General features: G+C 72.0%; 26 protein-coding genes. 4 read left to right on the top strand and 22 right to left on the bottom strand.

Features of this window, described 5'->3' with window-relative positions; genetic code table 11:
* Positions 1–18: 18 nt before the first annotated feature.
* Together MILUP08_RS00595 and MILUP08_RS00590 are read right to left on the bottom strand one after the other, a co-directional pair.
* Positions 19–1,710: an ABC transporter permease gene (locus MILUP08_RS00595; protein WP_039905101.1), complete on the bottom strand. Its 1,692-nt coding sequence runs from the start codon at positions 1,708–1,710 to the stop codon at positions 19–21.
* Positions 1,707–2,471 carry an ABC transporter ATP-binding protein gene (locus MILUP08_RS00590; protein ID WP_007453705.1) on the bottom strand — a complete coding sequence of 255 codons (765 nt, stop codon included), beginning with the start codon at positions 2,469–2,471 and terminating at the stop codon, positions 1,707–1,709. Before MILUP08_RS00590 ends, MILUP08_RS00595 begins: the two co-directional genes overlap by 4 nt.
* Before the next feature lie 122 nt (positions 2,472–2,593).
* On the opposite strand from MILUP08_RS00590, the gene MILUP08_RS00585 reads away from it, so the two are divergent.
* The gene (locus MILUP08_RS00585) at positions 2,594–3,055 is read left to right on the top strand and encodes a hypothetical protein (protein WP_007453703.1); all 462 of its coding nucleotides are present in this window, start codon (positions 2,594–2,596) and stop codon (positions 3,053–3,055) included.
* Positions 3,052–3,405: a hypothetical protein gene (locus MILUP08_RS00580; protein WP_007453701.1), complete on the top strand. Its 354-nt coding sequence runs from the start codon at positions 3,052–3,054 to the stop codon at positions 3,403–3,405. The genes MILUP08_RS00585 and MILUP08_RS00580 overlap by 4 nt, the downstream gene beginning before the upstream one ends.
* 11 nt (positions 3,406–3,416) lie before the next feature.
* Here the strand turns inward: MILUP08_RS00580 and MILUP08_RS00575 are convergent, their stop codons facing one another.
* The 10 genes from MILUP08_RS00575 to MILUP08_RS00530 all read right to left on the bottom strand — a co-directional run bounded on the left by MILUP08_RS00575 (position 3,417) and on the right by MILUP08_RS00530 (position 11,538).
* Complete coding sequence (locus MILUP08_RS00575; RefSeq protein ID WP_007453699.1) at positions 3,417–3,812, bottom strand: hypothetical protein; 396 nt, start codon at positions 3,810–3,812, stop codon at positions 3,417–3,419.
* Positions 3,809–4,216, bottom strand: a complete 408-nt coding sequence (locus tag MILUP08_RS34280) for an EndoU domain-containing protein (RefSeq protein WP_167626023.1) — start codon at positions 4,214–4,216, stop codon at positions 3,809–3,811. The genes MILUP08_RS00575 and MILUP08_RS34280 overlap by 4 nt, the downstream gene beginning before the upstream one ends.
* A gap of 88 nt (positions 4,217–4,304) precedes the next feature.
* Positions 4,305–4,799, bottom strand: a complete 495-nt coding sequence (locus tag MILUP08_RS00570; protein ID WP_007453694.1) for a WXG100-like domain-containing protein — start codon at positions 4,797–4,799, stop codon at positions 4,305–4,307.
* A 6-nt stretch (positions 4,800–4,805) separates the two neighbouring features.
* Positions 4,806–5,117, bottom strand: coding sequence for a hypothetical protein (locus MILUP08_RS00565; RefSeq protein ID WP_039905013.1), 312 nt, complete (start codon positions 5,115–5,117; stop codon positions 4,806–4,808).
* Positions 5,118–5,127: 10 nt separating this feature from the next.
* Entirely contained in the window at positions 5,128–5,538 is a 411-nt protein-coding gene (locus MILUP08_RS00560) for a YbaB/EbfC family nucleoid-associated protein (protein ID WP_007453690.1), read from the bottom strand.
* 65 nt (positions 5,539–5,603) lie between these two features.
* Positions 5,604–7,244, bottom strand: coding sequence for a sodium/solute symporter (locus tag MILUP08_RS00555; protein WP_007453688.1), 1,641 nt, complete (start codon positions 7,242–7,244; stop codon positions 5,604–5,606).
* 1 nt (position 7,245) lies between these two features.
* Positions 7,246–7,659, bottom strand: coding sequence for a DUF485 domain-containing protein (locus tag MILUP08_RS00550; protein ID WP_007453686.1), 414 nt, complete (start codon positions 7,657–7,659; stop codon positions 7,246–7,248).
* A 44-nt stretch (positions 7,660–7,703) separates the two neighbouring features.
* On the bottom strand, positions 7,704–9,029 hold the full coding sequence (locus MILUP08_RS33560) for a DUF4153 domain-containing protein (RefSeq protein WP_237747004.1): 1,326 nt from the start codon (positions 9,027–9,029) through the stop codon (positions 7,704–7,706).
* A gap of 758 nt (positions 9,030–9,787) precedes the next feature.
* Complete coding sequence (locus tag MILUP08_RS00535; RefSeq protein ID WP_007453683.1) at positions 9,788–10,864, bottom strand: sensor histidine kinase; 1,077 nt, start codon at positions 10,862–10,864, stop codon at positions 9,788–9,790.
* Entirely contained in the window at positions 10,861–11,538 is a 678-nt protein-coding gene (locus MILUP08_RS00530; protein WP_007453681.1) for a response regulator transcription factor, read from the bottom strand. The genes MILUP08_RS00535 and MILUP08_RS00530 overlap by 4 nt, the downstream gene beginning before the upstream one ends.
* Before the next feature lie 182 nt (positions 11,539–11,720).
* On the opposite strand from MILUP08_RS00530, the gene MILUP08_RS00525 reads away from it, so the two are divergent.
* On the top strand, positions 11,721–12,272 hold the full coding sequence (locus MILUP08_RS00525; RefSeq protein WP_167626022.1) for a Uma2 family endonuclease: 552 nt from the start codon (positions 11,721–11,723) through the stop codon (positions 12,270–12,272).
* A gap of 72 nt (positions 12,273–12,344) precedes the next feature.
* Here MILUP08_RS00525 and MILUP08_RS00520 read toward each other — a convergent pair whose 3' ends face one another.
* The 5 genes from MILUP08_RS00520 to MILUP08_RS00500 all read right to left on the bottom strand — a co-directional run bounded on the left by MILUP08_RS00520 (position 12,345) and on the right by MILUP08_RS00500 (position 17,812).
* On the bottom strand, positions 12,345–13,043 hold the full coding sequence (locus tag MILUP08_RS00520; protein ID WP_039905008.1) for a DUF5701 family protein: 699 nt from the start codon (positions 13,041–13,043) through the stop codon (positions 12,345–12,347).
* Between the two features lie 29 nt (positions 13,044–13,072).
* Positions 13,073–13,834 (bottom strand): LytR/AlgR family response regulator transcription factor, encoded by a 762-nt coding sequence (locus MILUP08_RS00515; RefSeq protein ID WP_007453674.1) that lies wholly within the window; start codon positions 13,832–13,834, stop codon positions 13,073–13,075.
* A gap of 22 nt (positions 13,835–13,856) precedes the next feature.
* On the bottom strand, positions 13,857–15,083 hold the full coding sequence (locus MILUP08_RS00510; RefSeq protein WP_007453671.1) for a sensor histidine kinase: 1,227 nt from the start codon (positions 15,081–15,083) through the stop codon (positions 13,857–13,859).
* Between the two features lie 32 nt (positions 15,084–15,115).
* On the bottom strand, positions 15,116–16,687 hold the full coding sequence (locus MILUP08_RS00505) for a sugar transferase (RefSeq protein ID WP_051065630.1): 1,572 nt from the start codon (positions 16,685–16,687) through the stop codon (positions 15,116–15,118).
* A gap of 264 nt (positions 16,688–16,951) precedes the next feature.
* Entirely contained in the window at positions 16,952–17,812 is an 861-nt protein-coding gene (locus MILUP08_RS00500; protein WP_007453667.1) for an Fpg/Nei family DNA glycosylase, read from the bottom strand.
* Between the two features lie 80 nt (positions 17,813–17,892).
* On the opposite strand from MILUP08_RS00500, the gene MILUP08_RS00495 reads away from it, so the two are divergent.
* The gene (locus MILUP08_RS00495; protein WP_039905006.1) at positions 17,893–19,149 is read left to right on the top strand and encodes a glycosyltransferase; all 1,257 of its coding nucleotides are present in this window, start codon (positions 17,893–17,895) and stop codon (positions 19,147–19,149) included.
* 28 nt (positions 19,150–19,177) lie between these two features.
* Here MILUP08_RS00495 and MILUP08_RS00490 read toward each other — a convergent pair whose 3' ends face one another.
* The 5 genes from MILUP08_RS00490 to MILUP08_RS00470 form a co-directional block, all read right to left on the bottom strand.
* Positions 19,178–19,900, bottom strand: coding sequence for a CDP-alcohol phosphatidyltransferase family protein (locus tag MILUP08_RS00490; RefSeq protein ID WP_007453663.1), 723 nt, complete (start codon positions 19,898–19,900; stop codon positions 19,178–19,180).
* Positions 19,875–20,942, bottom strand: a complete 1,068-nt coding sequence (locus tag MILUP08_RS00485; protein WP_007453661.1) for an iron-containing alcohol dehydrogenase family protein — start codon at positions 20,940–20,942, stop codon at positions 19,875–19,877. Before MILUP08_RS00485 ends, MILUP08_RS00490 begins: the two co-directional genes overlap by 26 nt.
* The gene (locus MILUP08_RS00480; protein WP_007453659.1) at positions 20,930–21,661 is read right to left on the bottom strand and encodes a phosphocholine cytidylyltransferase family protein; all 732 of its coding nucleotides are present in this window, start codon (positions 21,659–21,661) and stop codon (positions 20,930–20,932) included. Before MILUP08_RS00480 ends, MILUP08_RS00485 begins: the two co-directional genes overlap by 13 nt.
* 79 nt (positions 21,662–21,740) lie before the next feature.
* Positions 21,741–22,508, bottom strand: coding sequence for a hypothetical protein (locus MILUP08_RS00475; RefSeq protein WP_007453657.1), 768 nt, complete (start codon positions 22,506–22,508; stop codon positions 21,741–21,743).
* On the bottom strand, positions 22,505–22,954 hold the full coding sequence (locus MILUP08_RS00470) for an NUDIX hydrolase (protein ID WP_007453655.1): 450 nt from the start codon (positions 22,952–22,954) through the stop codon (positions 22,505–22,507). The genes MILUP08_RS00475 and MILUP08_RS00470 overlap by 4 nt, the downstream gene beginning before the upstream one ends.
* Positions 22,955–23,001: the final 47 nt, after the last annotated feature.

Below are 23,001 nucleotides of genomic sequence, written 5' to 3'. Positions count from 1 at the left end.
GCCCGTTGACGACGCCGGTCAGCGACGCGGGGTGACCGTGGCCAGCAGTTCCGGCTGACGACGGTCCAGCACGTCGCCGGCCAGGTACGCGCCGAGCAACGCGGTGCCCAGCCCGTACGCGACGCCGACCGGCAGTGCCAGCCACAACCAGGCGTCCCCGAGCAGGGCGGCGGCCACCACCATCGGTACCGCGGCGACCGCCGTGGTGACCATGGACAGCACGGTGAGCAGCGCCTTCGCCATGCCCGCGCTGCCGTTCATGGCGAACGGGTTGCTCGTCTCCGGCAGTGAGTACGCCCCGAGCACCGAGACGAAGCTGTTCACCGCCAACCCGACGCCGTAGGTGGCGGCCAGGCTGCCCACCATCAGCCCGATCCAGCCCGGCCGGCCGAGGAGCGCCGCCAGCAGCACCGCGACGACCGCCAGCATCGGCAGGACGTACAGCGAAAATGCTGTCATCCGCGCGCGTAGCTCGACCCGCCCGGGAACCCCGGCCACGACGTTCGTGGCGTAGGCGCTACCGTCGAAGCCGAACTGGTTGGCAAGCGTGACCGAGGCGAGCACGCCGACGAAGAGCAGCGAGATCGTGACCACGACCGGAGAGCTGTCGCTGACGGCGGCCGTGAACCCCGCGCCGTCCTCGGCCGCGAAGTCCCCACCCGTGACGTTTACCAACACGGGTACGAAGATGCCGACCACCGCGATCGTGATCAGGTTGGCGCGGCGGCGGGCGTCCCGCCACCAGTAACGGGCCTCCCGCGCGACCAGCGCGCCGAACCGGTCCCGCCGGACCCAGGTGGCGACCCGGGGAAACAGTTGGGCGACCGCCCCGCCGGTGACGCCGCGCTGCGTGGGGGCCTTTCCGGTGCTCGCCGTCCCCACCATCGCCGACTCCAGCGACCGGGACCACCAGGCCAGCAGGGCGACGATCGCCGCCACCGTGATCAGCAGCTTCAGCGGGGCGGCCCACACCCGTCCCTGCGCCACGTCGATGCCGGCGGTCCACGGCGCCCCGAACGGCGTCCACCCGATCGCCGTCGCGATCCCGGTCAGCCGGGTCCAGTCCGTCTCGCGCAGCGCCGCCAGGCCGAAGACCTGCAACGGCCCGAGCAGCGCGGCGACCACCGCCAGCAGCACGGCCGCCAGGTCCCGCACCCGGCGCGACCGCAGCATGCTGGCGAACGCGCTGGTCACCGCCCGGCTGGCGGCCACGCAGAGCAACAACCCGGCGAGTACGCCGACCACTGCCACCAGGCCGGCGGACCAACCGCCCAACGCCCAGGCGGTCACCACCAACCCCAGCACGGCGACCGACACCGCCAGCACCGGCACGCTTACCAGCGCGGCGGCGAACAGGCCGATGACAAGCGTGCGCCGCGGCAGCGGCAGCAGCGCGAACCGAGCCGGGTCCAGTGTCTCGTCCACGCCGAAGAAGACCAGGGGCAGCAGCAGCCAACCGAGCACCAGCAGGCCACCGCCGGCGGCCGCGACCAGCACAGCGTACCGACCGTTGCCCGACAGGCCCGGCGCGGCGAAGAGGAAGAAACCGCTGGCCGCAAACCAGAGGCCGACAAGCGCGCCGCCGACGAACAGCGCGATCCGCCAGCCCTGCCCCCGGAAGTTGTTGCCCATCACCCGCAGCTTGAGGCGTACGAAGTGCCGGGCGGAGACCGTCCGCGCCGGGCCGGCGGGCGCGACGGCGACGTTCACCGGGACAGCCACGACAGCTCGTCACCGGTCGCGGTGCGCCCGCCGACCACCTCGACGAAGACCTGTTCCAGCGAGCGGCCCCCACGGACGTCCGCGATCGTGCCGACCCGCTTGATGGTGCCCTGGGCGAGGATCGCCACGTGCGAGCACAGCCGCTCGACGACCTCCATCACGTGACTGGAGAAGATCACCGTGCCGCCGCCGGCCGCGTACCGGGTGAGAATGTCGCGGATCAGCGCCGCCGACACCGGGTCGACCGCCTCGAACGGCTCGTCCAGCACCAGCACCCGAGGGCCGTGCAGCAACGCGCAGGCCAGGCCGATCTTCTTCTTCATGCCCGCCGAGTAGTCCACCACGAGCGTCCGGCCGGCGTCGCCGAGCGCCAGCACGTCGAGCAGTTCCGCGGCGCGCTGGTCGACCACCGCCGGGTCCATCCCCCGCAACAATCCGTTGTACGCGAGCAGCTCCGCGCCGGTCAGCCGGTCGAACAGGCGTACCCCGTCGGGCATCACGCCCAGCAGCCGCTTGGCCGCGACCGGATCGCGCCACACGTCCTGGCCCAGCACCCACGCCGAGCCGGCGTCCGGCCGCAACAGCCCGACCGCCATCGACAGGGTGGTGGTCTTGCCGGCGCCGTTCGGGCCGAGCAGACCGTAGAAGGAGCCGGCCGGTACGTCCAGATCGACGCCGGCCACCGCGATCGTGCCGTCGAACCGCTTCGCCAGGCCACGTAGCGCGAGCGCGGGGTGCTCACCAGTCATGGACCGAACGTTATCCGTCGACCGCCAGTTCCGCCCTCCGGCAGCGGACGGACCCGCGATCATCCTGAAGTCGTAGTTCGTAGCCTTCTCTCAACTTCTGAAGTAGTGTTGATGTCGTGTCAATGCCCTTGGAATCCGTGCCGTTCTCGGAGCTGCTGCGTCAGCCCGCCGAGACGGCCGAGCGGCTCTCCCGCGCTCGCGCGGTGCGCCTACGACGCCGCGACGCCGCTGATCTCGTGCTGATGTCTGCCGACCGGGCGGCCGCCGAGGGTGAGGTGGTGGACCTGACGGCCCGGCTGCTGGCCAGCGTCGTGCGCCGGGATCCGACGCTGGTGCGCGAGGCGCTGCCGACCGTGCTGCCGTGGGTGCGATTCCTGCCACCCGAAGACCGCGAGCGGATGGCCAACGAATTCGTCGAGACGGCGGAGGCCGCCGCAGCGGTGGGAAATACCGCTGCGGTATCGCAGCTGCTCACCGAGTGGCGGCACACCGCCGAGATCCATGCCGACCCCGACCTGCACCGGGTCCTGGTAGCACCCAGTTCGGACGACTTCGGGGCGGTGCCCCGCCCGATCGCCGAGTGAGCGCCAAGCGCGGCGCCAGGGCGGCGCCGCCACCCCGCCCTGGTGACTACATCCTCCGATTCGCCACGAACGATGCGGCCAAAGGCTGGGAGGAGTTGTGCCGGCAGGCCGCGGCCAACACCCGCGCCGCGTTCGAAGCCATCGAATCCAACCCCTGCCCCTCCCCGCCGACCAGCCGTCAACACCCGCTCAAGGGTTCCCTCGCCGCCGCCGCGCACAACGGCAAGGCGTTGCCGCAGTGGCAGTACGAGGTCACCGCTGGCGGTCGCATCTGGTATCTCCCCGACCACGACACCCGCACCTGCTGGATCAAACACGCTGGCACGGGTCACCCCAGGGCTACCGACTGATCCACAAGCAGTCAGAGCCCCTGGTAGGGGTGCTGGCGGCCGTTGTCGCGCTCCCACTCCGTCACCGCCCGCGTCCGGTCTGGGTCCTCGGTGAGTAAACGCCAGTACTGGGCCACCACGCGGCGGGTCTCCCCGAGCGGATAGTGGGCCTTCAGCACATCGCGCCACAGATTCTGTAGGTCGACGCCCTCGGCGCTGAGTTCCGCAGCCCAGGCGTTGCCCTCCCAGCTTTCGCTCTGCTTGCGCCCGGCGGCGATGTCCTCCAGATCGGCCAACAGATCCAGGCACAGCTCGTGGACGCTCTGGATGTCGTCGGTCAACCACATCCCCAGGCAGGCGAGCCGCCGGTCGGTTGAGTGGTACTCGGCGATGCGCTCCTTGGACCAGTGGAACTCGATGCCGCTCAAGGAGTGCCTCCAGGAAGAGTGGGATAGCCGTGGCTGAGGGTGCCGGTCTCCGGATCGTAGAAGCCTTTCAGATGGACTCCGTCGTACTTGCCCGACCACCGTCCCGTCTCTGGATCCTTGACTACATCCGGAGAGTTGAACCCCCGAGTGACCGCGTTGTCGACATCCTGGGGTGTCCAGTGGTCAGGGAAGAAGGTGCTGCCGCCGCGCTTCTCCTGCCACTCTCCGTTCCGTCGGTTCTGCATCGCGACCTTGCCGTTGTAGACGCCAGTTCGGTCATCGCGCTTCGTCACCTTGATGAGCTTCGCTCCGGGTGGGTCGATGCCGCCCGGTCGGTGGTGCCATCCCGATGTTCGCCCGTCCCGTTCGCCGAGCAGGGTGTGCCGCAGACGTTCCGGCGTCATGCCGTCGGTCCGTTGCCCGCGACGCGCTCGTGCCTTCTGTTTCCGCAGGTGGGAAAGGGCGGACCGGATGAACTTGCCCCGCGCGCGCTTACCCATCGATGAGCGCGCCGATCACCTCGTCGATCAGCAGGCCGACGATCTCACGAGTGATCATCTGGAAGATCGGGATCTCCGCCAACGAGGCGCCGAACGTCGCCACCGCGGTCGCCACCGCCTGGGCGATCTCCACCGACAGGATCACCAACTGCACGATGACCTGGATCTTCAAGGCCAGCACGATGGCGCCGACGATGATCAGGCCGGTGCCGGCCAGGGTGGCGGCGAGAGCACCGTCCTGGAGCACCTGCACCGGGCCGTCCCGCTCGGTCCAGTACCGCTGGAAGGCGTCGATGTCGGCGCCCGCGTTGCCGGCCCCGACCGGCTGGGCTGCCTGCCCCGCCTCCGTCGTCAGGGTTTGCAGCGTGCCGCTGAAGTCGAGCCAGCGCTGGCCCATCTCGACCAGCGCCGTCTCGTCCGCCTGCGGCCAGTCGTACCCGATCATGCTGAGGAAGGTGGTCAGCTCACCCGGCAGTTGCAGCCCCACGACAGCTCACCCCAGTTCCTGGCCGAGCCCGGTCAGGTGCGCGGTGATGGCCCGCTCGTCCTCCTCGACGAGGTGTGCCATCCGGTTGAGGTCGACGCCGACCACGCCGAGTTCCTCGATCGCCGACTCGAAGCACTCGGCGGCGTACGCGGTCACCTCCTCGCAGGCCGCGCCGATCAGGCTGCCGATGTCGTCGTTTCCCCACGGCGCGCCGAACCCCTCCAGGTCGGCCAGGAACGTGCGCAGCTCGGTGAGGAAACGGTCGGAGATGTCCTGGAGGTTGGTGCCGACGTCGCGCAGCCCGTCCGGATCCACCATCCGGGTCACGTCAGGGCCTCCCGCCGGTGGATAGCCGGGCCTGGACGCTGCCGAGGGTGTCGATGAGGCCCTGCAACTGCGGCACGGCGCTGCGCTGCAGCTCACGCAGTTGCTCCAGCATCGCCGTCGTGTCCGGCGCGGCTGCGGCGTCGGCAAGCGCGGACCGCAGGTTCGTGAGGGCGGCATTGGTGGCGGTACGGATCTCCTCGGCCAGCCTCTCCGACGGTGACCGCATCAACTTCGGGTCGATCCACACCGATTCGATCTGTCCACCCGCGAGCGCCACCACCCGCACCATCCCGTCGGCCGCCTCGCCGACGCCCTGCAGGGGCGCTGCCTCCGTATCGCCCTTCGCATCGCTGCGGTCCAGCGTCGACAGCAGCTCCGAAATCGATCTGCTCAGGTCCGAGGGGTTTGTCACGTGCCGCAGTGTAGTAAGCCGATCACATCCGGATCAGCCCGTACGTAGCCGCCGGTCGCGCTGCCTCAGAGGCGTAGCGCTTCGGGGGTGTGCAGGCGCAGCATGGTGGCGGCGACGTCGGCCGGAGCGCGTCGGCGGGTCGCCATCGACACCGCGACCATCACTGTGAACGCCAGCGGCACCGTCCAGGCGGCGGGCTGCGCCGTGAGGGTGGCGGGCCAGCCCGACAGCGGCGGGCCGAGCACGGTGACCAGCACCGCGCCGATCGCCGCCCCGCCGCCGGCCAGCACACCGGCGGCGGCGCCCAGGTCGGTGAGCCCGCGCCACCAGATGCCGAGCACCAGCAGCGGGCAGAAGCTCGACGCGGCGACCGCGAAGGCCAACCCGACCACCTGGGACACGTCCAGCCCGGAGACGTGCAGGGCCAGCGCCGTCGGCACACCCCCGGCGATGATGGTGGCCAGCCGGAAGCCGCGTACCGAGCCCCGACCGAGCACGTCCGTCGAGATCACCCCGGCGACGCTTGTCAGCAGTCCCGACGACGTGGAGAGGAACGCCGCGAACGCTCCCGCCGCGACAAGCGCGGCGAGCAGCCGCCCGACCAACCCGTGACCGAGGACCGCACCGGGCAGCAGCACCACCACCGCGTCGGTCTGCCCGCTGACGAGCAGCTGCGGTGTGTAGATCCGGCCCAGCACCCCGTACAGGGTGGGCAGCAGGTAGAAGGCGCCGACCAGGGCCAGCACCACGAGCGTCGTCCGGCGCGCCGCCGCGCCGTCGGGGTTGGTGTAGAAACGGACCAGCACGTGCGGCAGGCCCATCGTGCCGAGGAACGTGGCCAGGATCAGCGAGTACGTCCCGAAGAGGCCCCGGTCGTCGTCGCCGGCCGCGCTGGGCAGCAACCAGTCTCCCGCGTCGGTGGCCACCCCGGACACCTCCGGCACCGGGTCACCGGCGGCGAACGTCAGCTCGTCGCCGGGGCGTACCTCTCGGATGTCGCCGTCGGCAAGGGTGAGTGTCGCGCGGTGCTCGACCACGACTGTGGTCGCGGCCCGGAACGTCGGCCCGTCGGGCGGCGTCACCGCCGGGCGGCCGTCGGCCTGCCACTGCAACGCCAGGAAGATCACCGGTACGGCGAGAGCTGTCAACTTGAGCCAGTACTGGAACGCCTGGACGAAGGTGATCGCCCGCATCCCGCCGAGCGCCACGTTCGCGGTGACCACAGCGGCCACCAAAAGGGCGCCCACGGGGTACGGGGAGCCGGCCACCGTGGCCAGCGTGAGCCCGGCGCCCTGCAACTGCGGCACCAGGTAGAGCCAGCCGATGAAGATCACAAAAGCCGTGGCGAGGATGCGCAGGCGGCGGGACCCCAGCCGCAGCTCGCAGAAGTCGGGCAGCGTGAACGCGCCGGAGCGGCGCAGCGGCGCGGCCACGAACAGCAGCAGCGCCAGGTAGCCGGCGGCGAACCCGACCGGATACCAGAGGACGTCCACGCCGTACTTGAGGACCAGGCCGGCGATGCCGAGGAAACTCGCGGCCGACAGGTACTCCCCGCCGATGGCGGCGGCGTTCCAGGTCGGGCTGATCGCCCGGGACGCCACCAGGAAGTCGGACGTGGTCCGCGCCAGCCGCAGCCCGTAGAAGCCGATCCCCACGGTGACCAGGGTGACCGCGACGATTGCCGGAACCACGTAGTCGTTGCCCACGTCAGCGCTCCGGCCGCTGCACCAGGTCGGTGAAGTCCTGCTCGTTGCGCTCGGCCAGCCGCACGTACGCCCAGCCCACCGCGATCAGGAACGGGAACGACACCAACCCGAGCAGCAGCCACGGCAGGTTGACGCCGGCCACGGTGGTCCGGCCGAGCGACGGTGCGATGGCGAACAGCCAGGGCAGCCCGCCCAGCCCGATGACGACCACCAGCGACAGCCGCAACGCCAGCGCGAGCTGCGCCCGGACCAGACCGCGGACCAGCGCCTCGCCGACCTGGGTCTGCTGGGCCAACTCGGCACGGGTCCGCTCGGAGCGGGTGTCCCGCCGGGTGATGTCGGCCAACACGATCCGGGCGCGCCGGGGCGGCGGTACCGCAGCGCCCGACCCCACGTCAGACAGTTGCTCGGCCACCCCGGCAGTCTTGCCCGCCCAGCGCGATTGTCAAGCGTTCGCGCTCACCAGCGCACCTGAGTGACGCAGTCCGTCGTGCTGCTGGTCACCCCTGTCGCGTCCAGGACGGAACGGGCCCGTTCCCGGCCGAGGTTCGTCGCCCACAAACCGTCCTCGGGCAGCTCGAAGGCGATCTCCCGCAGCGCGCACGTGCGCATCGGCTCGGGCAGCCGGTCCAGGGCCGGTACGGCGTCGGCCGACAGCCCGGAGAGGTAGGTGATGTCGAGGCGGCCGGTGTCGAGGTACCTGTCGACATTCCGGTCCGCGATCAGCCGGTCCGGGTTGACCACTGCCAACCCCAGCAGCGCCAGCACCGCGGTGCCGATCACCAGTCGGGGCAGCCACTTGGCCCGCAGCAGCGCCACGGCTACGCCGACCAGGACGAAGAGCAGCCCGAGCGACAGCTCGACGGTCGCCACGAAGAGCCGCAGACGCGTCGCGCCGTACGCGTCGGCGTAGACCTGCATGCGGTAGAGCGACGAGGCGACGACGACCAGGCTGAGTGCCGTGAGCGCGCCGAGCAGCGCCCGGACCAGCAGCCGGTCGGCACGGGTGGCCTTCGGCGCCCGGCGGGCCGCGACGGCGATCACCAGCAGGGTGAGCGCGGTGACGGCGAGCAGTTGCCAGAACCCGCTCCGGGCGTACTCGGCGTAGGTGAGGCCGGCCGTACGCAGCACGTGCCCCGCGCCGCCGAAGAACACCGTCAACTGCACCAGCACGAAGGCGGCGAACAGGGCGTCGAGCAGCACCAGCGGCAGGGCCCATTCCAGCCGGTGCACCGGCCGACCCGGCTTCGCCCGCAGGCTGTCCAGGTCGGGCGGCCGGCTGACCAGGTACGCGCCGCCGAGCAGGGCCAGGCCGATCAGCCCGAGGCGTAGCAACCAGCCGACCACACCGCCCGGCGAGATGTCCGGCAGGAGGCCCGCCAGCAGGTCGGCGAAGACCGCGTCGGCGGACGAGAACAACAGGCCGAACAGCGTCAGCAGACCGACCGAGATCGCCAGGCTGGTCACGATCCGCCCGATCCCGGGGCCGGACGAGCGGGTGCCGTGCAGCCCGCGTACCGCCCAGGGGAGCGCGCGGACCGTCGCGGCCGGCGGCAGCGTCGCGGCCAGCAGCATCCCCAGCGGGGTCCGCCCACCTGTCACCGCGAGCGTCGCGGTCACCGCGGCGGCGAGCAGGCAGAGTACGAAGAGCCAACCGGCGGCCCGGACCGTGCCGACGGCGACCAGCGCGACAGTCGCGGCAGCCCAGACGACCTGCGCCGCCCGCCCCGGTGCCCCCGTGGCACCGGGACGGACGGTGGTCGCGGCCGCGGACGACGCCGGCACAGCGGTTGGAGTCGGCGGAGCGGTCGGGGTCGGCGCAGCCGTTGCGGCCGGCTGGGCCGTCGGCGGCTGTGCGGCGCTGGTGGCGGCCGGCGGTGGTGCCGTGGCGGGCGTCACGGTGGTGTCGGGCCCTGAGGGAGCGGCAGGCGCGGCGGTCGGAGGCGACGCTTGCGGCACGGCGGTCGTGGCCGGCGCGAGAGTTGCTTTCTCCGTCGCGGATGGCGTGGCGGCGGACGTCGGCCCGGAGCTGGCCAGCGACGGTGCCGGCGATGAGCCTGGTGCCGGCGGTGACCCCGGAGCGGCAGGCGCGGCCCGTTCGGTGACCTGCGCCGGGGACGGCGTGCCGGACCGGACGAAACCGGCGGTGGCGAGCGCGGCGGTGGCGAGCGCGGCGGTGGCCGCGAGGGCGGCGACCAGCCAGCCCAGTCCGGGACGGACAACCGTCAGCGCCGAGGCGCCGACGACCGCCGCCGCCGTCAACACGCCCAGGAGCAGCGGACGGGCGGTTCCGGTCGGGCCCGGCCAGCGCTGCGCGAGTAGCGACGGTGGCCGAGGTGGAACGGACTGGGACGGCCACGGCTGCGGCGGCCAGGGGTGCGGCCGGCCGGCCACCGGCGGGGGCGTCGCGCCGGGACCGGACCGGGGCTGACCGGGTGGAGTGGGTTGACCGGTCTGGCCGGGCGGGGTGGGCTGCGGTCCGACCGGTCCGGTCGCCGGACCGGTCGGTCCCGTCGCCGGTGCGGGCATGCTGCCGGGGCTGGTCATGCGGCCTCTTCTCGGTGTGGCCCGTTGCTCGGGATGGTGACCCGGATGCGGCAACCGGGCTGGGAGTTCCCGGCGGCGCCGACCGGGTCGAGGACCCCGATCTGGCCGCCGTGCAGTTCGACGACCCAGCGGGCGATGGCCAGGCCCAGGCCGGTCCCGCCGCCGGCCGCCCGGTCGCCGCGGGTGAACCGCTCGAACACTCGGGAACGCTCGGCCGTCGGGATGCCCTGCCCCTCGTCGCTCACCTCGAAGTGGAGTTGGCCGGCGTGTTCCTCGGCGCTCACCCGCACCGTGCCGCCGGGTGGGCTGTGCCGCGCCGCGTTGTCCAGCAGGTTCGCGAACACCTGGTGCAGCCGCCACGGGTCCGCGCGTACCGTCAGCGGCGCCGCCAGGTCGCGGAGCTGGAAGTCCACGTCGAGCCCCGCCCCGGCGGCGCTCGCGGTGGCATGTTCCACCGCCTCGTCCAGGAAGTCCGCGACGTCGATGCGGACCCGGCGCAGTGGCACCACTCCGGCGTCGAGACGGGACAGATCGAGCAGGTCGGCGACGAGATGCCCGAGCCGTTCGGTCTGGGACAGCGCCGCGCGCAGGGCCGCCGGCTCCGGCTCGGCCACCCCGTCCACCATGTTCTCCAGTACGCCCTGCAGCGCGGTGATCGGCGTCCGCAGCTCGTGGGAGACGTTGGCGATCAGCTCGCGTCGGCGCTGATCCGCCGCGTGCAGGTCCTCGGCCATCTTGTTGAACGCCTGGGCCAGCTCACCCACCTCGTCGCGGGAGGTGGCGCGTACCCGACGGGTGTAGTCACCGCGGGCCATCGCCCCGGCGGCCGCCGTCATCTCGCGCAGCGGCGAGGTCATCCCGTGGGCGAGCACCTGCGAGGTGACGAGCGCGATGCAGATGACGGTGATCGACGTGCCCGGCGGGAGCCAACCGATGCCGTACCAGAAGTAGCCGATGGCCACGGCCCAGGACGCGACCAGTAGGACGCCGAGCTTCATCTTGATCGAGCGGACCGGGTCCAGCGGGCGGGGCAGCACCCGGTCCAGCCAGTCCACCAGTCGGTGGTTGGTCACGCGGGCACCTCCAGGGCGTACCCGACGCCGTGCACGGTCCGGATGAGATCGGCGCCGAGCTTGCGGCGCAGAGCCTTGACGTGGCTGTCCACGGTGCGGGTGCCGGTGCCCTCGGCCCAGCCCCACACGTCGGCGAGCAACCGCTCCCGGGGCAGCACTGTGCGGGGCCGCCCGGCGAGGTGGATCAGGAGGTCGAACTCGGTCGGAGTGAGGTGCACGTCCGCGCCGGAGCGGCGAACCCGCCGCTCGGCCTCGTTGATCTCGATGTCGCCGAGGCGGATGGCAGGTGGGGCGGGAGTCGCGGCCCGTTCCATCCGGCGCAGCAGCACGTGTACGCGGGCGGCCAGTTCCCGCATCGAGAACGGCTTGGTGAGGTAGTCGTCCGCGCCGACCGCGAGCCCGACCAGCAGATCGGTCTCGTCGTCGCGGGCCGTGAGCATCAGCACCGGCACCGGCCGGACGGCCTGGATCCGCCGGCACACCTCCAGGCCGTCGAAGCCGGGCAGCATCACGTCGAGGACCACGAGGTCCGGTTGCCCGGTCCGGAACCGCTCGACCGCGCTGGGGCCGTCCGCGGCGATCTCCACGGCGAAACCCTCGGCGCGGAGTCGGGCGGCGACCGACTCGGCGATGGTGCGTTCGTCCTCGACGACCAGGACGCGGCGTTCCTTCATGGGGTCTGACTGTAGGGAGCCACCGTGGAGATCAGTGGGTGGCATTGTGAATAACCTGTGGAGAACGGTTCACCCCTGTGGATAACCCGGGGTCCGCTGCGGTTGGCCTCAGCGAACCCCGAGCCTCGTTGTGGACGACCGAGCCAGCTGTCAGGGTGGTTCGGTAGAGAGGAGGTGTGACGGTGACCAATCCTGCCCGGCCCGGCTGGGGCGACGCCTGGACGGTGGACGACCTCCAGGCTCTTCCCGAGGACGACCAGGTCTACGAGATCTTCGACGGGAGCCTGCTCGTGTCCCCCCATGCGGACGTCTTCCACGGTGCGATCGCCAACCGCCTCCGTCGGATCCTCGACCGGCAGGCCCCCGCCGGCCTGCTCGTCGGTCAGGACATCGGGGTGAGCGCCAAGCGCTCCTCGTACTTCGTGCCGGATCTCTTCGTCGCTCGGGAGAGCGCGCTGGCCAGCGGCGGCGCCGCGCTCGACCCGAGCGATGTGCTCCTCGTCGTCGAGGTGATCTCGCCGAGCAACGCCGGCCGTGACCTGGTGCTCAAACGCCACGAGTACGCGGCCGCCGGCATCGGCCGGTACTGGTTGGTGGAGCCCCGGAAACAGACGTTGACGGTGCTCGCGAACGGTCCGGGCGGCTACCGCGAACAGGCGCTCCTCCCGGTCGGCGAGATCTACCGCACCGACGAGCCGTTTCCCCTGGCCCTGCCGTTGGCCGACATCTTCTGAGCGGTCGGCTCGGTCGGCGGAAGCCCCGGCAGGGAGGAGCCTGCCGTCCGTGGTGGACAGCAGGTCCGCCGGTTACTCCAGACCGACCCGTACGGGACCGGCCGAGGCGGAGCCGAGCCAGGTGTGCGGATTGCCGTACCAGCACCAGCCCAGCTTCGGCGCGCCCTGGCTGATCCACAGGGCCGGCACCCGCTTGTCGCCGCACCGGGAGCCGACCAGGGAGAAGCACCTGTTGCTGGCCAGCGCGGCCGGATGGAGGGTGATGAAGGCGAGCCCCTCGTCGATGGTGAGCGGCAGCCGGTCCTGGGCGGTCATGCCCTCCATCGCCGCGGCGGGGGCGAGGTTGCGGAACTCCTCGCCACGGTCGACGTCGAAGAGGAGGTACGCCGGCCCGGCGGGCACCTCCAGCTCCTTGATCGGGTCGAAGCGCGGCAGGTCGTCCTCGGCGTAGTGCCGATCGAGGAAGCCGGGCTTGTTCTTGCCGGCCAGCGTGGTGAGCGCGAGCCGGGGCTCCACCCCGATCAGGTCGCGCGTGATGACCAGCACGAACGGCACTCGGGCGGCGGTGGGCGCGGGCAGGCCGGCGGCGCCGTGGACCGCGCGGGCCCGCAGCGGGGCGACCAGGTCGCGGAACGCGCTCTCGGGCATCCCGGCCAGGGCCGGGTAGTCCAGTCGGACCAGTTGGTCGAGTTGGCTGTCGAACTCGGTCTCGGCGTCGAACGGGGCGTCGTGCACGGCGGCCTCCCGATAGTCGTACGGACTATCGTACAACGTACGGGAAGGCTGGAGGTATTCCCGCGTCAGCGACTCCAGTCCTGCTTCGCGGCCCTGACCAGCTTGTCCTTCAACTCCCGGGTGTGTCGCCTGCTCACCGGCAGCTCGGTGGAGTCGACCACCACCACGTACCCGGAGTTCACCAGGCGCAGCTCCGCGATCAACTTCAACTGCACCAGGTACGACCGGTGCACCCGGACGAAACCGGCATCCGCCCACCGTTCGGCGAGCGTGGCCAGCGAGACCCGCACCAGGTGCGACCCCTCGGCGGTGTGCAGCCGGGCGTAGTCCCCCTGCGCCTCCACCCAACGCACCGCCGAACGGGGCAGCATCCGGGTGGTGCCGGCCAGCTCGATCGGAATCGTCGGGTCCTCCTCGGCGCGGGCCAGCGCCGCCGGATGCGACGGCACCACCCGCGAACCGATCACCCGCCGCAGCGACTCGGCCAGCCGTTCGGCGCGTACCGGTTTACGCACGTAGTCCGTGGCGCCCAGGTCGAACGCGTCGACCGCGCCGTCGTCGTACGCGGTGACGAACACGATCGCCGGTGGCCGGGCGAACCGGCGCAGCACCCGGGCCAGCTCCATGCCGTCCAGGCCGGGCATCCGGATGTCCAGGAAGACCACGTCCACGTCGCCGTCGCGCAGCAACCGCAGCGCCTCGGTGGCGTCCCCGGCCGTGTGCAGGCGGGCCACCCGGGGGTCGGCCCGCAGGTGGTACGCCAACTCGTCGAGCGCGGGCGGCTCGTCGTCCACCGCCAGCACCCGGAGGAAACCGGAGGCGTTCACCGGGTCGCCCGCATTCGCTCGCTCACGAACCGGCCCGTACGCCCGGGTGGAACTTCGGCACCCGCATGCTCACGCGGGTGCCCGAGCCCAGGCCGGTCTCGACGACCAGACCGAAGCGGTCACCGAAGACCGATCGCAGTCGCTCGTCGACGTTGGAGAGGCCGACGTGCTGGCCCTGGTCGTCCCCCGGGTCGCCGGTGCCGCGGGCCAGCTCGGCGATGCCGGCGGTCAGCGTGGTCGGATCCATTCCCACCCCGTCGTCCTCCACCGTGATGTGGCATTCGGCGCCCGCGTCCCGGGCCTCGATGCTCACCATGCCCGTGCCCGGCTTGCGGGACAACCCGTGCCGGACGGCGTTCTCCACAAGCGGCTGAAGGCAGAGGAACGGGAGCGTCACCGGCAGCACCTCCGGGGCGATCTGCAACCGCACCTGCAACCGGTCGCCGAACCGGGCCCGCTCGATCGTCAGGTACCTGTCGATCGACCGCAGCTCCTCCGCGAGGGTGGTGAACTCCCCGTGCGCCCGGAAGGAGTACCTGGTGAACTCCGCGAACTCCAGGATCAACTCCCGGGCCCGCTCCGGGTCGGTGCGGACGAACGAGCCGATCGCGGTCAGCGCGTTGTAGATGAAGTGCGGGCTGATCTGCGCCCGCAACGCCCGGACCTCCGCCCGCGCCAGCCGCTCCCGGGACGAGTCCAGCTCGGCGAGGGCGAGCTGGTTGCCGGCCCAGTGCGCCGTCTCCAGGGTGGCCTGGACCAGCCCCGGCGCCGGCGCGCTGTCGGCGATCGCCACCAGTGCGCCTACCACCCGGGCGTCCGCCCCGTGCAGTGGCGCGACCACCGCACCACGGATCGGGCAGTCCACCCGGTCGCAGTGCAGGTCGGACTCCCCGAGCACCGTCGAGCGCCCGGTGACCACCGACCGCTGGGCCGCCGCGAGCAGTTGCTCACCGTGGTGCGTGCCGCGCCCGTCGAGGGCGAGCACCTCGTCGGCGTCGGTGAGCGCGAGCCCGACCGCACCCACCAGGGCCCGCAGATGGCGTACGGCCTTCGTCGCGCCCGCCGCGCTCAGCCCCGCCCGCAGCGGTTCGGCAGCCAGCCCGGCGGTGTGCAGCACCTCGTAGGTGGCCCGTTGGGTGGCGGTGGCGATGCCGCGTCGGGCGCGCAGCCGCAGCACCGCCAGCAGGGCTGCGGTCAGCGCGGTGACCAGCGAGACGACGCCGACGACGGCGGAGAGGTTGCCACCCACGCAGCGATCCTGACGGCTCGCGGCCCTCCGCGCTAGTACGCGCCCTTGCGGGCGAGCACCACGCCGACGGTGCGCCACAGGATGCTCAGGTCGTACGCCAGCGACCAGTTGTCGACGTAGTAGAGGTCCAGCCGGACGGCTTCGTCCCAGGACAGGTCGGAGCGGCCGGAGACCTGCCAGAGGCCGGTCATGCCGGGGCGGACCAGCAGGCGACGTCGTACGTCGCCCAGGAAGTCACCGTCGTCGGCGGGCAGTGGGCGGGGCCCGACCAGCGACATCTCCCCCCAGAGCACGTTGATCAACTGCGGCAGCTCGTCCAGCGACGAGGCCCGCAGGAAGCGACCCACCGGGAAGACCCGGGGATCCTGCTTCATCTTGAACAGCATGCCGTCGGTCTCGTTCTGGTCGGTGAGGCTGGCCAGCCGGTCCTCGGCGTCGACGTACATGGTCCGGAACTTCCACACCCGGAAGGTGCGCCCCTCGTGGCCCACCCGGGGCTGGCGGAAGAAGACCGGACCGGGGTCGGAGATGCGGATCGCCACGGCGATGGAGAGGAACAGCGGGACCAGCAGCAGCAGGCCGAGGCCCGCGGCGACCCGGTCCATCAGGTTCTTGGCCAGCAGCGCCGGCCCGGAGAGGGTGGGCTCCTCGACGTACAGCAGCGGCAGGCCCTCGATCGGCCGGATGTGCACCCGGGGGCCGGCGATGTCGGTCAGCTGCGGGGCGACGACGAGATCCACCCCGGAGCCTTCGAGCTGCCAGGCCAGCCGGCGCAACTCGCCCGGCTCCGCGCTGGCCGAACCGCAGACCGCGATGGTGTCCCCACCGACCTCGCGGACCAGGGCCAGGACGTCGCGGCCGGCGTGCACCGGCACCGGGGTCGGCACCCCGCGGGCCGCCGCGTACCCGTCGGTGATGTGGATCGCCACCGGGACCAGCCCGGCGTTCGGGCTGCGGGTGACCGCCGCGTAGACCTCCAGGCACTCCGGCAGGGTGCCGACCAGCACCATCCGGTGTGCCGCCTGGCCGGCCCGCCGACGGATGTAGTGCAGCGCCCACCGGGCCACGAACCGGCCCCAGAGGATCAGCAGCGTCGCACCGACAAGCGCCGTGCCCACGGTGAACCGGGAGAGCTGCGTCACGGTGGAGAAGGCGAGGAAGGAGACGCTCGCGGCGACCGTCACCGAGGCCCGGATCACCCGCTTGAACTCGTCCGGCCCGAGCCCCAGATAGCGCCTGTCGTAGGCCCGGTTGCTCCAGAGGATGACGACCCAGCCGAGAGGGAGCAGCAGGTAGGAGACGGTGTGGAACCAGGTCGGGTCCTGCTTCAGGTTGTTGAACCCGGAGGCGGCCTGATCGAAGAGCTGAATCGCGATCCAACTGGCGAACGCCGCAGCCCCGAAATCGAGCAGGAGCAGGATCGCGGTGTAGGGGCGGTGCCAGCGGGAGACACGGCGTCGCGCCCTGGCCCATGCCGACCGAGGGACGCCGTTGTGCGACGGCGGCGTCGGCGGCTGGATCTCGAAGCTGTCGACGTGCCGCACGAGTCTGCTCCGGCCTTCGTTGGATACCGGGCGCTGGAGGCTTGCCGTCACCTCACCCATGTCCTCCCGCATGACACGGGCCGCTCACTCGGCGTGAGGGCCCGGGTCGCCCACCGTCCCAGTCTCCCACGCGGGCTCCGACCGGTCGTCGCCCCGAAGGAGATTGGCGACCGGTGGTGCCGGCGGGATCTGGCCGGCTCCGCACCATTTCAGAAGCCGGGGACCGGGCCACTATACCGATGGATGCGCGTGTGGCGAGAACGGTGGACGGGAGCTTCGGCTCACTCTGGCCGATTCCGCTCCGTAGTCGCCGAGTGCAATTACTCACCGTACGAGTCGTGACAACCGTCGGTCAGCGAGCGGCTTGCCGCCCGTCTGGCACGTCGCGCAGTACTGGAGACTCGAATCGGCGAACGACACCTCCCGCACGGTGTCGCCGCAGACCGGGCAGGGCAGCCCCGTGCGGGCGTGCACCTTCAACCCGGACCGCTTCTCGCCCTTCAGCTCGGCGGCACGCTGGCCGAGGGACCGCTCGACCGCGTCGCCGAGCACCTGCCGGGTCGCCGCGTGCAGGGTGGCGAGCTGGGCGTCCGTGAGCCGGTCGGTGATCGCGAACGGGGACAGCTTCGCGGCGTGCAGGATCTCGTCCGAGTACGCGTTGCCCACCCCGGACAGCACCGACTGGTCGGTCAACACCCCCTTGACCTGCCCGCGCCGACTGCGCAGCCGCTCGACGAAGGTGGGCAGGTCGGCGGCGAGCGCGTCCGGGCCCAGCTTGGCCACTCCGGGGACCGCCGCCGGGTCGGTGACCAGGTACGCGGCCAGCTTCTTCTGGGTGCCGGCCTCGGTGAGGTCGAAGCCGGAGCCGTCGTCGAGGCGGACGCGCACCGCGATCGGACCCTTTCCGGGGCGCAGCGGCGTCGTGGCCGGGAACGCCTCCCGGTAGTGCAGCCAGCCCGCCCGGGCCAGGTGCACCACGAGATGCAGATCACCCTCGATGACCACGTCGAGGAACTTGCCGTGCCGGCGGGCGTCGACCACCGCGCGGCCGGCGACCGCGGCGGGCGCCGGGTCGTACGTCTTCAGGGCGCTGATCGCGGCGATCTCCAGCCGGTCGACACGCCGCCCCACCGCGCGCTGCCGCAGATAACCCGCGAGCGCCTCAACCTCCGGTAGTTCGGGCACCAGCCAACGGTAGCCTTCTTTCCGGTGAGCGCGAGGAATGAGCTTGCGAGTCCCGCAATCGCGAACGAAAGGCGAGCTCGTTGAGAATCGTGGTGGCGCACAACCGGTACCGGGAAGCTCAGCCCTCCGGCGAGAACACGATGGTCGACTCGGAGATCGCTCAGCTCACCGCCGCCGGCGTCGAGGTGCTGCCCTTCATCCGCAGCTCGGACGAGATCCCGTCGATGTCGAAGGCGGCCAAGGCGCTGCTGCCGATCTCGCCGATCTGGGCGCCGCGCGCTCAGCAGGACCTGGGCCGGCTGCTCACCGAGCACCGACCGGACGTCCTGCACCTGCACAACCCGTACCCCCTGATCTCGCCCTGGGTGGTGCGGACCGCGCACCGACACGGCGTGCCTGTGGTGCAGACGGTGCACAACTACCGGCAGGTCTGCTCGTCGGGGATCTACTTCCGCGACGGGGTGATCTGCCAGGACTGCAAGGGTCGGGCGCTGGGCGTGCCGGCGATCAGGCACAAGTGCTACCGCGACTCGGCGGCGCAGAGCGCGCTGATGGCGACCACCCTGGCCGTGCATCGGGGCACCTGGCGCTCGGTGGACCGGTACGTCGCGCTCACCACTGCCATCGCCGACCACCTCCGCGACTACGGCATTCCGGACGATCGGATCGTCGTGAAGCCGAATGCCGTACCCGATCCGGGCCGGCCGGCGCCGCTGGGTGACGGTTTCCTCTACATGGCCCGGCTCTCGCCCGAGAAGGGCGTCGACCTGCTGTTGGACGCCTGGCGTCGACACCCGGTGGGTGCGCTGGGCACGCTGCGCGTGGCCGGTGACGGCGAGCTGCGCCCGCTTGTGGAGGCCGCCGCCGCCGAGCGACCCGACGTGGTCTACCTCGGTCAGCTCGACCGCGCCGGGGTACGCGCCGCGGTCGAGGCGAGCGCCGTGGTGATCGCGGCCTCGATGTGGCACGACGTGCTGCCGACCGTGATCATCGAGGCGTTGGCAAGTGGTCGGCCGGTGCTCGGCACCGCGCTGGGCGGCATCCCGTACCTCGTCGGAGCGGACGCCCCGCACGAGCCCGCCGGCACCGGCCCGGCCGAGACCGCCTCCGCGGTCGCCGGCGGTGGCGGGCCGGCCATGCCGGTGGGGATCGGTCTCGGCGAGGCCGGCTGGGTGGTGGCTCCGGAGCCTGCCGCGCTGGCGGCCGCGCTGCCGGTGGCCTGGGCCGGGGCGTCCGGGCTGGCCATGGCCGCCCGCGCCCGCTACGAGCGGACCTTCCACCCGGACGTGGTCACCAAGCAGCTCATCGACATCTACGCGGGCATGACCCGCACCTGATCCACCCGGGCGCGGGCGCGGGCGCGGGTCAGCGTAGGGAGGCGCGGGCGGAGAAGGCGATGCTGGCCAGCAGGAAGCCGCCGTTGACGACTGTGAACGCGACAAGCACCCACAGGACCAGCGCGGGGGCCACGGCCAGCACCAGGGCGGCCACGAAGACCACCGCGCCGTAGTCGCGGACCAGCTTCACGAGGCGTACCGGCAGCGAGGTCGAGGTGACCATGCTTGCCGCGTTCGGGCCGGCCTGCATCACCGACGTCACCAGGTTGACCATCCAGGTGCCGGCGAAGGTCGCCACCAGCCAGGTCGGCGTGGACGGCTCCTGCGCCGCGGCGGTGGCGGCCAGGGCTGCCACCAGGGCGATCTGCGCGGCCACGTCGCAGAGGATGTCGATGCGGGCGCCGGCCGCGCTGCCCTGGCCGGTCACGCGGGCGAGCTGCCCGTCGGCGCAGTCCAGGGAGTACGCGACCTGCCAGCCGACCAGGGCGAGCAGGCCGACCACCCAGGCCGGTACGTCCCCGTCGGCGACCGGCTCGGCGAGCGCCACCACGGTGACCGAGGTGGCCAGTCCGAGCACCAGGTTGGTGATCGTCAACGCCGTCGGGCGCAGCCCGAGCCGCTGGGCGACGAGCGCGAAGACGGCCCCCAGCCACTGGCTGATCGACTCGCTGAACAGGCCGCCGCCCCGGTTCACCCGGTGGAAGTCGGCGACGGTGGGACGGGGCTCAGCCAAGCTGGTCGCGGATTGCACCGGCGTAGTCTGCCAGCCGCTCCCGCGTCTCGGTAGGCGACAGGGCCAGGTGCTCGAGGATCGTGTACCGGTCCGGTCGGGTACGCGGAGCGAACTGCACCGCCTCCACGAACTGGTCGTCGGTGAGCCCCACCTCGGCGGGGAGTCGGGGCAGACCGTGGCGGGTCAGGCAGGCCGACATCTCCCGGAATCGGCGCAGGTCGCCGCGCAGCCAGGTGCAGAACAGCGCGCCCAGCCCGGCCAGCTCGCCGTGCGAGGCGGTGCCGGGGAAGAGCGAGTCGACCGCGTGCATGATCTCGTGGCAGCCTCCGCTGCACGGCCGGCTGGTGCCGTCGACAGCCATCGCCAGGCCGCTGGAGATCAACGCCTCGGCGAGGACGATCACGAAGGCGTCGTCGCTCATGTCGCCGGGGTGATTGAGCACCGCTTCGGCGCCCGCTCGCGAGAGCGAGGCGGCCAGCCCGTCGACGGGTTCGCCGCGTACCTGCCGGGACAGCTCCCAGTCGGCGAGCGCGCTGATGTTGCTGATCACGTCGCCGATGCCGGCCCGGTTGTGCCGGTCCGGGCCGCTCTCCACGAAGTCCAGGTCGACGATCACCCCGATCGGGATGTGCACGCCGTAGGACCCCTTGATCCCGTCGGTGATCAGGCTGGCCACCGGGGAGGCGATCCCGTCGTTGGCGAGGCTCGTCGCCACCGACACCATCGGCAGCCCACGGCGGGTCGCCGCGTACTTGGCCACGTCGATGGTCTTGCCGCCTCCGATGCCGACGACCGCGTCGTACGACCGGGAGCGGAGTTTGCCGCCCAGGTCGTCGGCGGCGTCAAGCGTCCCGCCGGAGACGGTGAACACGTCAGCCGAGCGCAGGGACGGTCGGATCAGCTCCGCGATCTGCGCACCCTGACCCGGGCCGACCACCACGGCGACGTCGCCCCCGGAGGAGATGCGCCCGTCGGCCAGGATCGCGCCCAGGTCGGCGACCGCCCCGCGTCGCACGTCGATGTGCAGCGGGGTGAGGACGCTCCGAGCTAGTAGCGGCACGCGATCTCCCGCGCGCGGGCCAGGTCGGCGTGGTTGTCGACCTCGACCCACGGGACGTCACCGATCGGCGCCGCCCGCACCTCCCCGCCCCGGTCGGCGAACTCCTGGTAGCCGTCCTCGTAGTAGAGGTTCGGGTCCCGTCGCCAGGTCGCTTCCAGCGCGTCGGCGAGGGCGTCGGCGACCTGCGGCTCGATGAGCGTCGCGCCGATGTACTCCCCGTACGCCTCGCCCGGATCCATGATCTTGGTGATGCGGGTGAGCTGCCCGGCGGCGTCGAAGGTGGTCTTCATCTCCTCCTCGGCCAGCGGCTTGAGGGTGTCCACCGCGAGCAGGATGCCCGGGCCGCGCTCGGCCAGCAGGGTCTTCTCGATGCTCACCGGGTGCACGGTGTCCCCGTTGACCAGCAGCACCCCGCGCGCGAAGTACTCCCGGGCCAGCCAGAGGGAGTAGGCGTTGTTCCACTCCTCGGCCTTGTCGTTGTGCACCAGGGTGAGCGTGACCCCGTACTTCTTCTCCAGGTCGGCCTGCCGCTCGCGGACCGCGTCCGCCGCGTAGCCGACCACGATCACGATGTCGGTGAGCCCGACCTCGGCCAGGTTGCCCAGCGCGATGTCCAGGATCGTCGTCTCGCCGTCCACCGGCACCAAAGCCTTGGGCAGGGTGTCGGTGTACGGGCGCAGCCGTCGTCCCGCTCCGGCCGCGAGCACCATTCCGATCATCGCGACATCCTCCCTCGTCCTGCTCCCGCTCACCGGTGGAGGATAGCGCCGGCCGGCCGTGCGGCTCCGGCCAACCGGGTCAGCCGGGCAGCGCCGCCAGGTCGGCGAGCATCGTCAGCCGCTCCTCCGCGTCCAGCGCGGCGTACGGGCCGGCGGCCCGGCGGTCGGTCTCCAGCTCGATGGCCAGCCGCTCGGGGCCGGCGGGCAGGGCGGCGATGCTTGACGCGGTGTGACCGGCGGCCGTCCAGGCCGCGGCGTGCGCGTCGGCCCGGTGGTAGCGCAGCGTGCCGAGCCGGTTGAGCAGCAGCACGCCGGGCGGGGTGCCGTCCGGCTCGTGCGGGGGCGCCAGCGCCGCGAACGCCGACCCGTCCCGGTCGCCGTCGGCGTCGGCCAGCACCAGGGCGTACGTCAGCAGCCGGCCGAGTGCCGCCACGAGCCGCGTGACCCGCTCGTCGTGCCCGGCCCACAGCTCCTCGGTGACCTCGGCGTGCACCTGGTACAGCTCGCCGAGGAAGGCGGCGCCCCGCTCGGTGGCGGACAGCGCCCCGTCCGGGCGGCGGTGGAGCATGCCGTACGCCACCTGCTTGTCCACGGCCCGGCGGACCGTGACCGGGTCGGCGTAGCGGGTGATCGCCGCGAAGTCCGGCCCGTCGACGGTGCCGCCCGGCGCGGCGAGCCGGGTGCGCAGGTCCACGAGGAAGCCGTTCGCGGTCGGCCCGCCGTACCGCTGGCTCAGCTCGGCGCCGCCGCCGTCGCGGCCGGCGAGCATGCCGGCGCGGAACGTCCGGTCCACGGCCGGGGCGAGCAGACCGGCGATCCGGTGCGGGGCCAGCTCGACGGTGTTCACCGACCGATCGACCGCAGGACGGCGAAGCCCTCCTCCGCGATCCGCCGGATCAGACCGTCGTTGACGTCGCGGTTCTCGTCCAGCACGGTCACCTCGTGCTCGGCCAGCCAGCGGTACTCGGTGTGCTTGCCCGCCTCCAGCGTCGGGTGGTCGAGGTCGCCGTCCACCCGGACCAGGAAGTCGTACTCGATGCGGGCCAGGCCGTCGTCGCCGACGTAGGTGTACTCGCCCACCTGTCCGAGGACGTGCGAGAGAACCCACCCGGTCTCCTCGGTGACCTCCCGGCGCAGAGCCTCGTCGATGTCCTCGCCCGGTTCCAGGTGGCCGCCGACGATGTCCCAGCAGTTGGGAAACAGGCGTCGCTGGGGTGAGCGGCGCTGGAAGAAGATGCGGCCGTCGCGGTCGGCGATCAATGCGCCGGCGCAGCGCAGGGGCTCGGTGGACACGCTTCGACAGTAGCGAGCGACCCGGCATCGCGACGATGCCCGGTCTT

This window comes from Micromonospora lupini str. Lupac 08 (assembly GCF_000297395.2).
Lineage (GTDB): Bacteria > Actinomycetota > Actinomycetes > Mycobacteriales > Micromonosporaceae > Micromonospora > Micromonospora lupini.
This window is presented reverse-complemented; position numbering and strand designations above follow the sequence as displayed.

Bases quoted from the DNA above. Each gene is read 5' to 3' on its own strand.
- MILUP08_RS00530 (WP_007453681.1), bottom strand. From the start codon at position 11,538: ATGAAGGAACGCCGCGTCCTGGTCGTCGAGGACGAACGCACCATCGCC.
- MILUP08_RS00590 (WP_007453705.1), bottom strand. From the start codon at position 2,471: ATGACTGGTGAGCACCCCGCGCTCGCGCTACGTGGCCTGGCGAAGCGG.
- MILUP08_RS00585 (WP_007453703.1), top strand. From the start codon at position 2,594: ATGCCCTTGGAATCCGTGCCGTTCTCGGAGCTGCTGCGTCAGCCCGCC.
- MILUP08_RS00565 (WP_039905013.1), bottom strand. From the start codon at position 5,117: ATGGTGGATCCGGACGGGCTGCGCGACGTCGGCACCAACCTCCAGGAC.
- MILUP08_RS00480 (WP_007453659.1), bottom strand. From the start codon at position 21,661: ATGATCGGAATGGTGCTCGCGGCCGGAGCGGGACGACGGCTGCGCCCG.
- MILUP08_RS34280 (WP_167626023.1), bottom strand. From the start codon at position 4,216: ATGACGCCGGAACGTCTGCGGCACACCCTGCTCGGCGAACGGGACGGG.
- MILUP08_RS00505 (WP_051065630.1), bottom strand. From the start codon at position 16,687: ATGGGTGAGGTGACGGCAAGCCTCCAGCGCCCGGTATCCAACGAAGGC.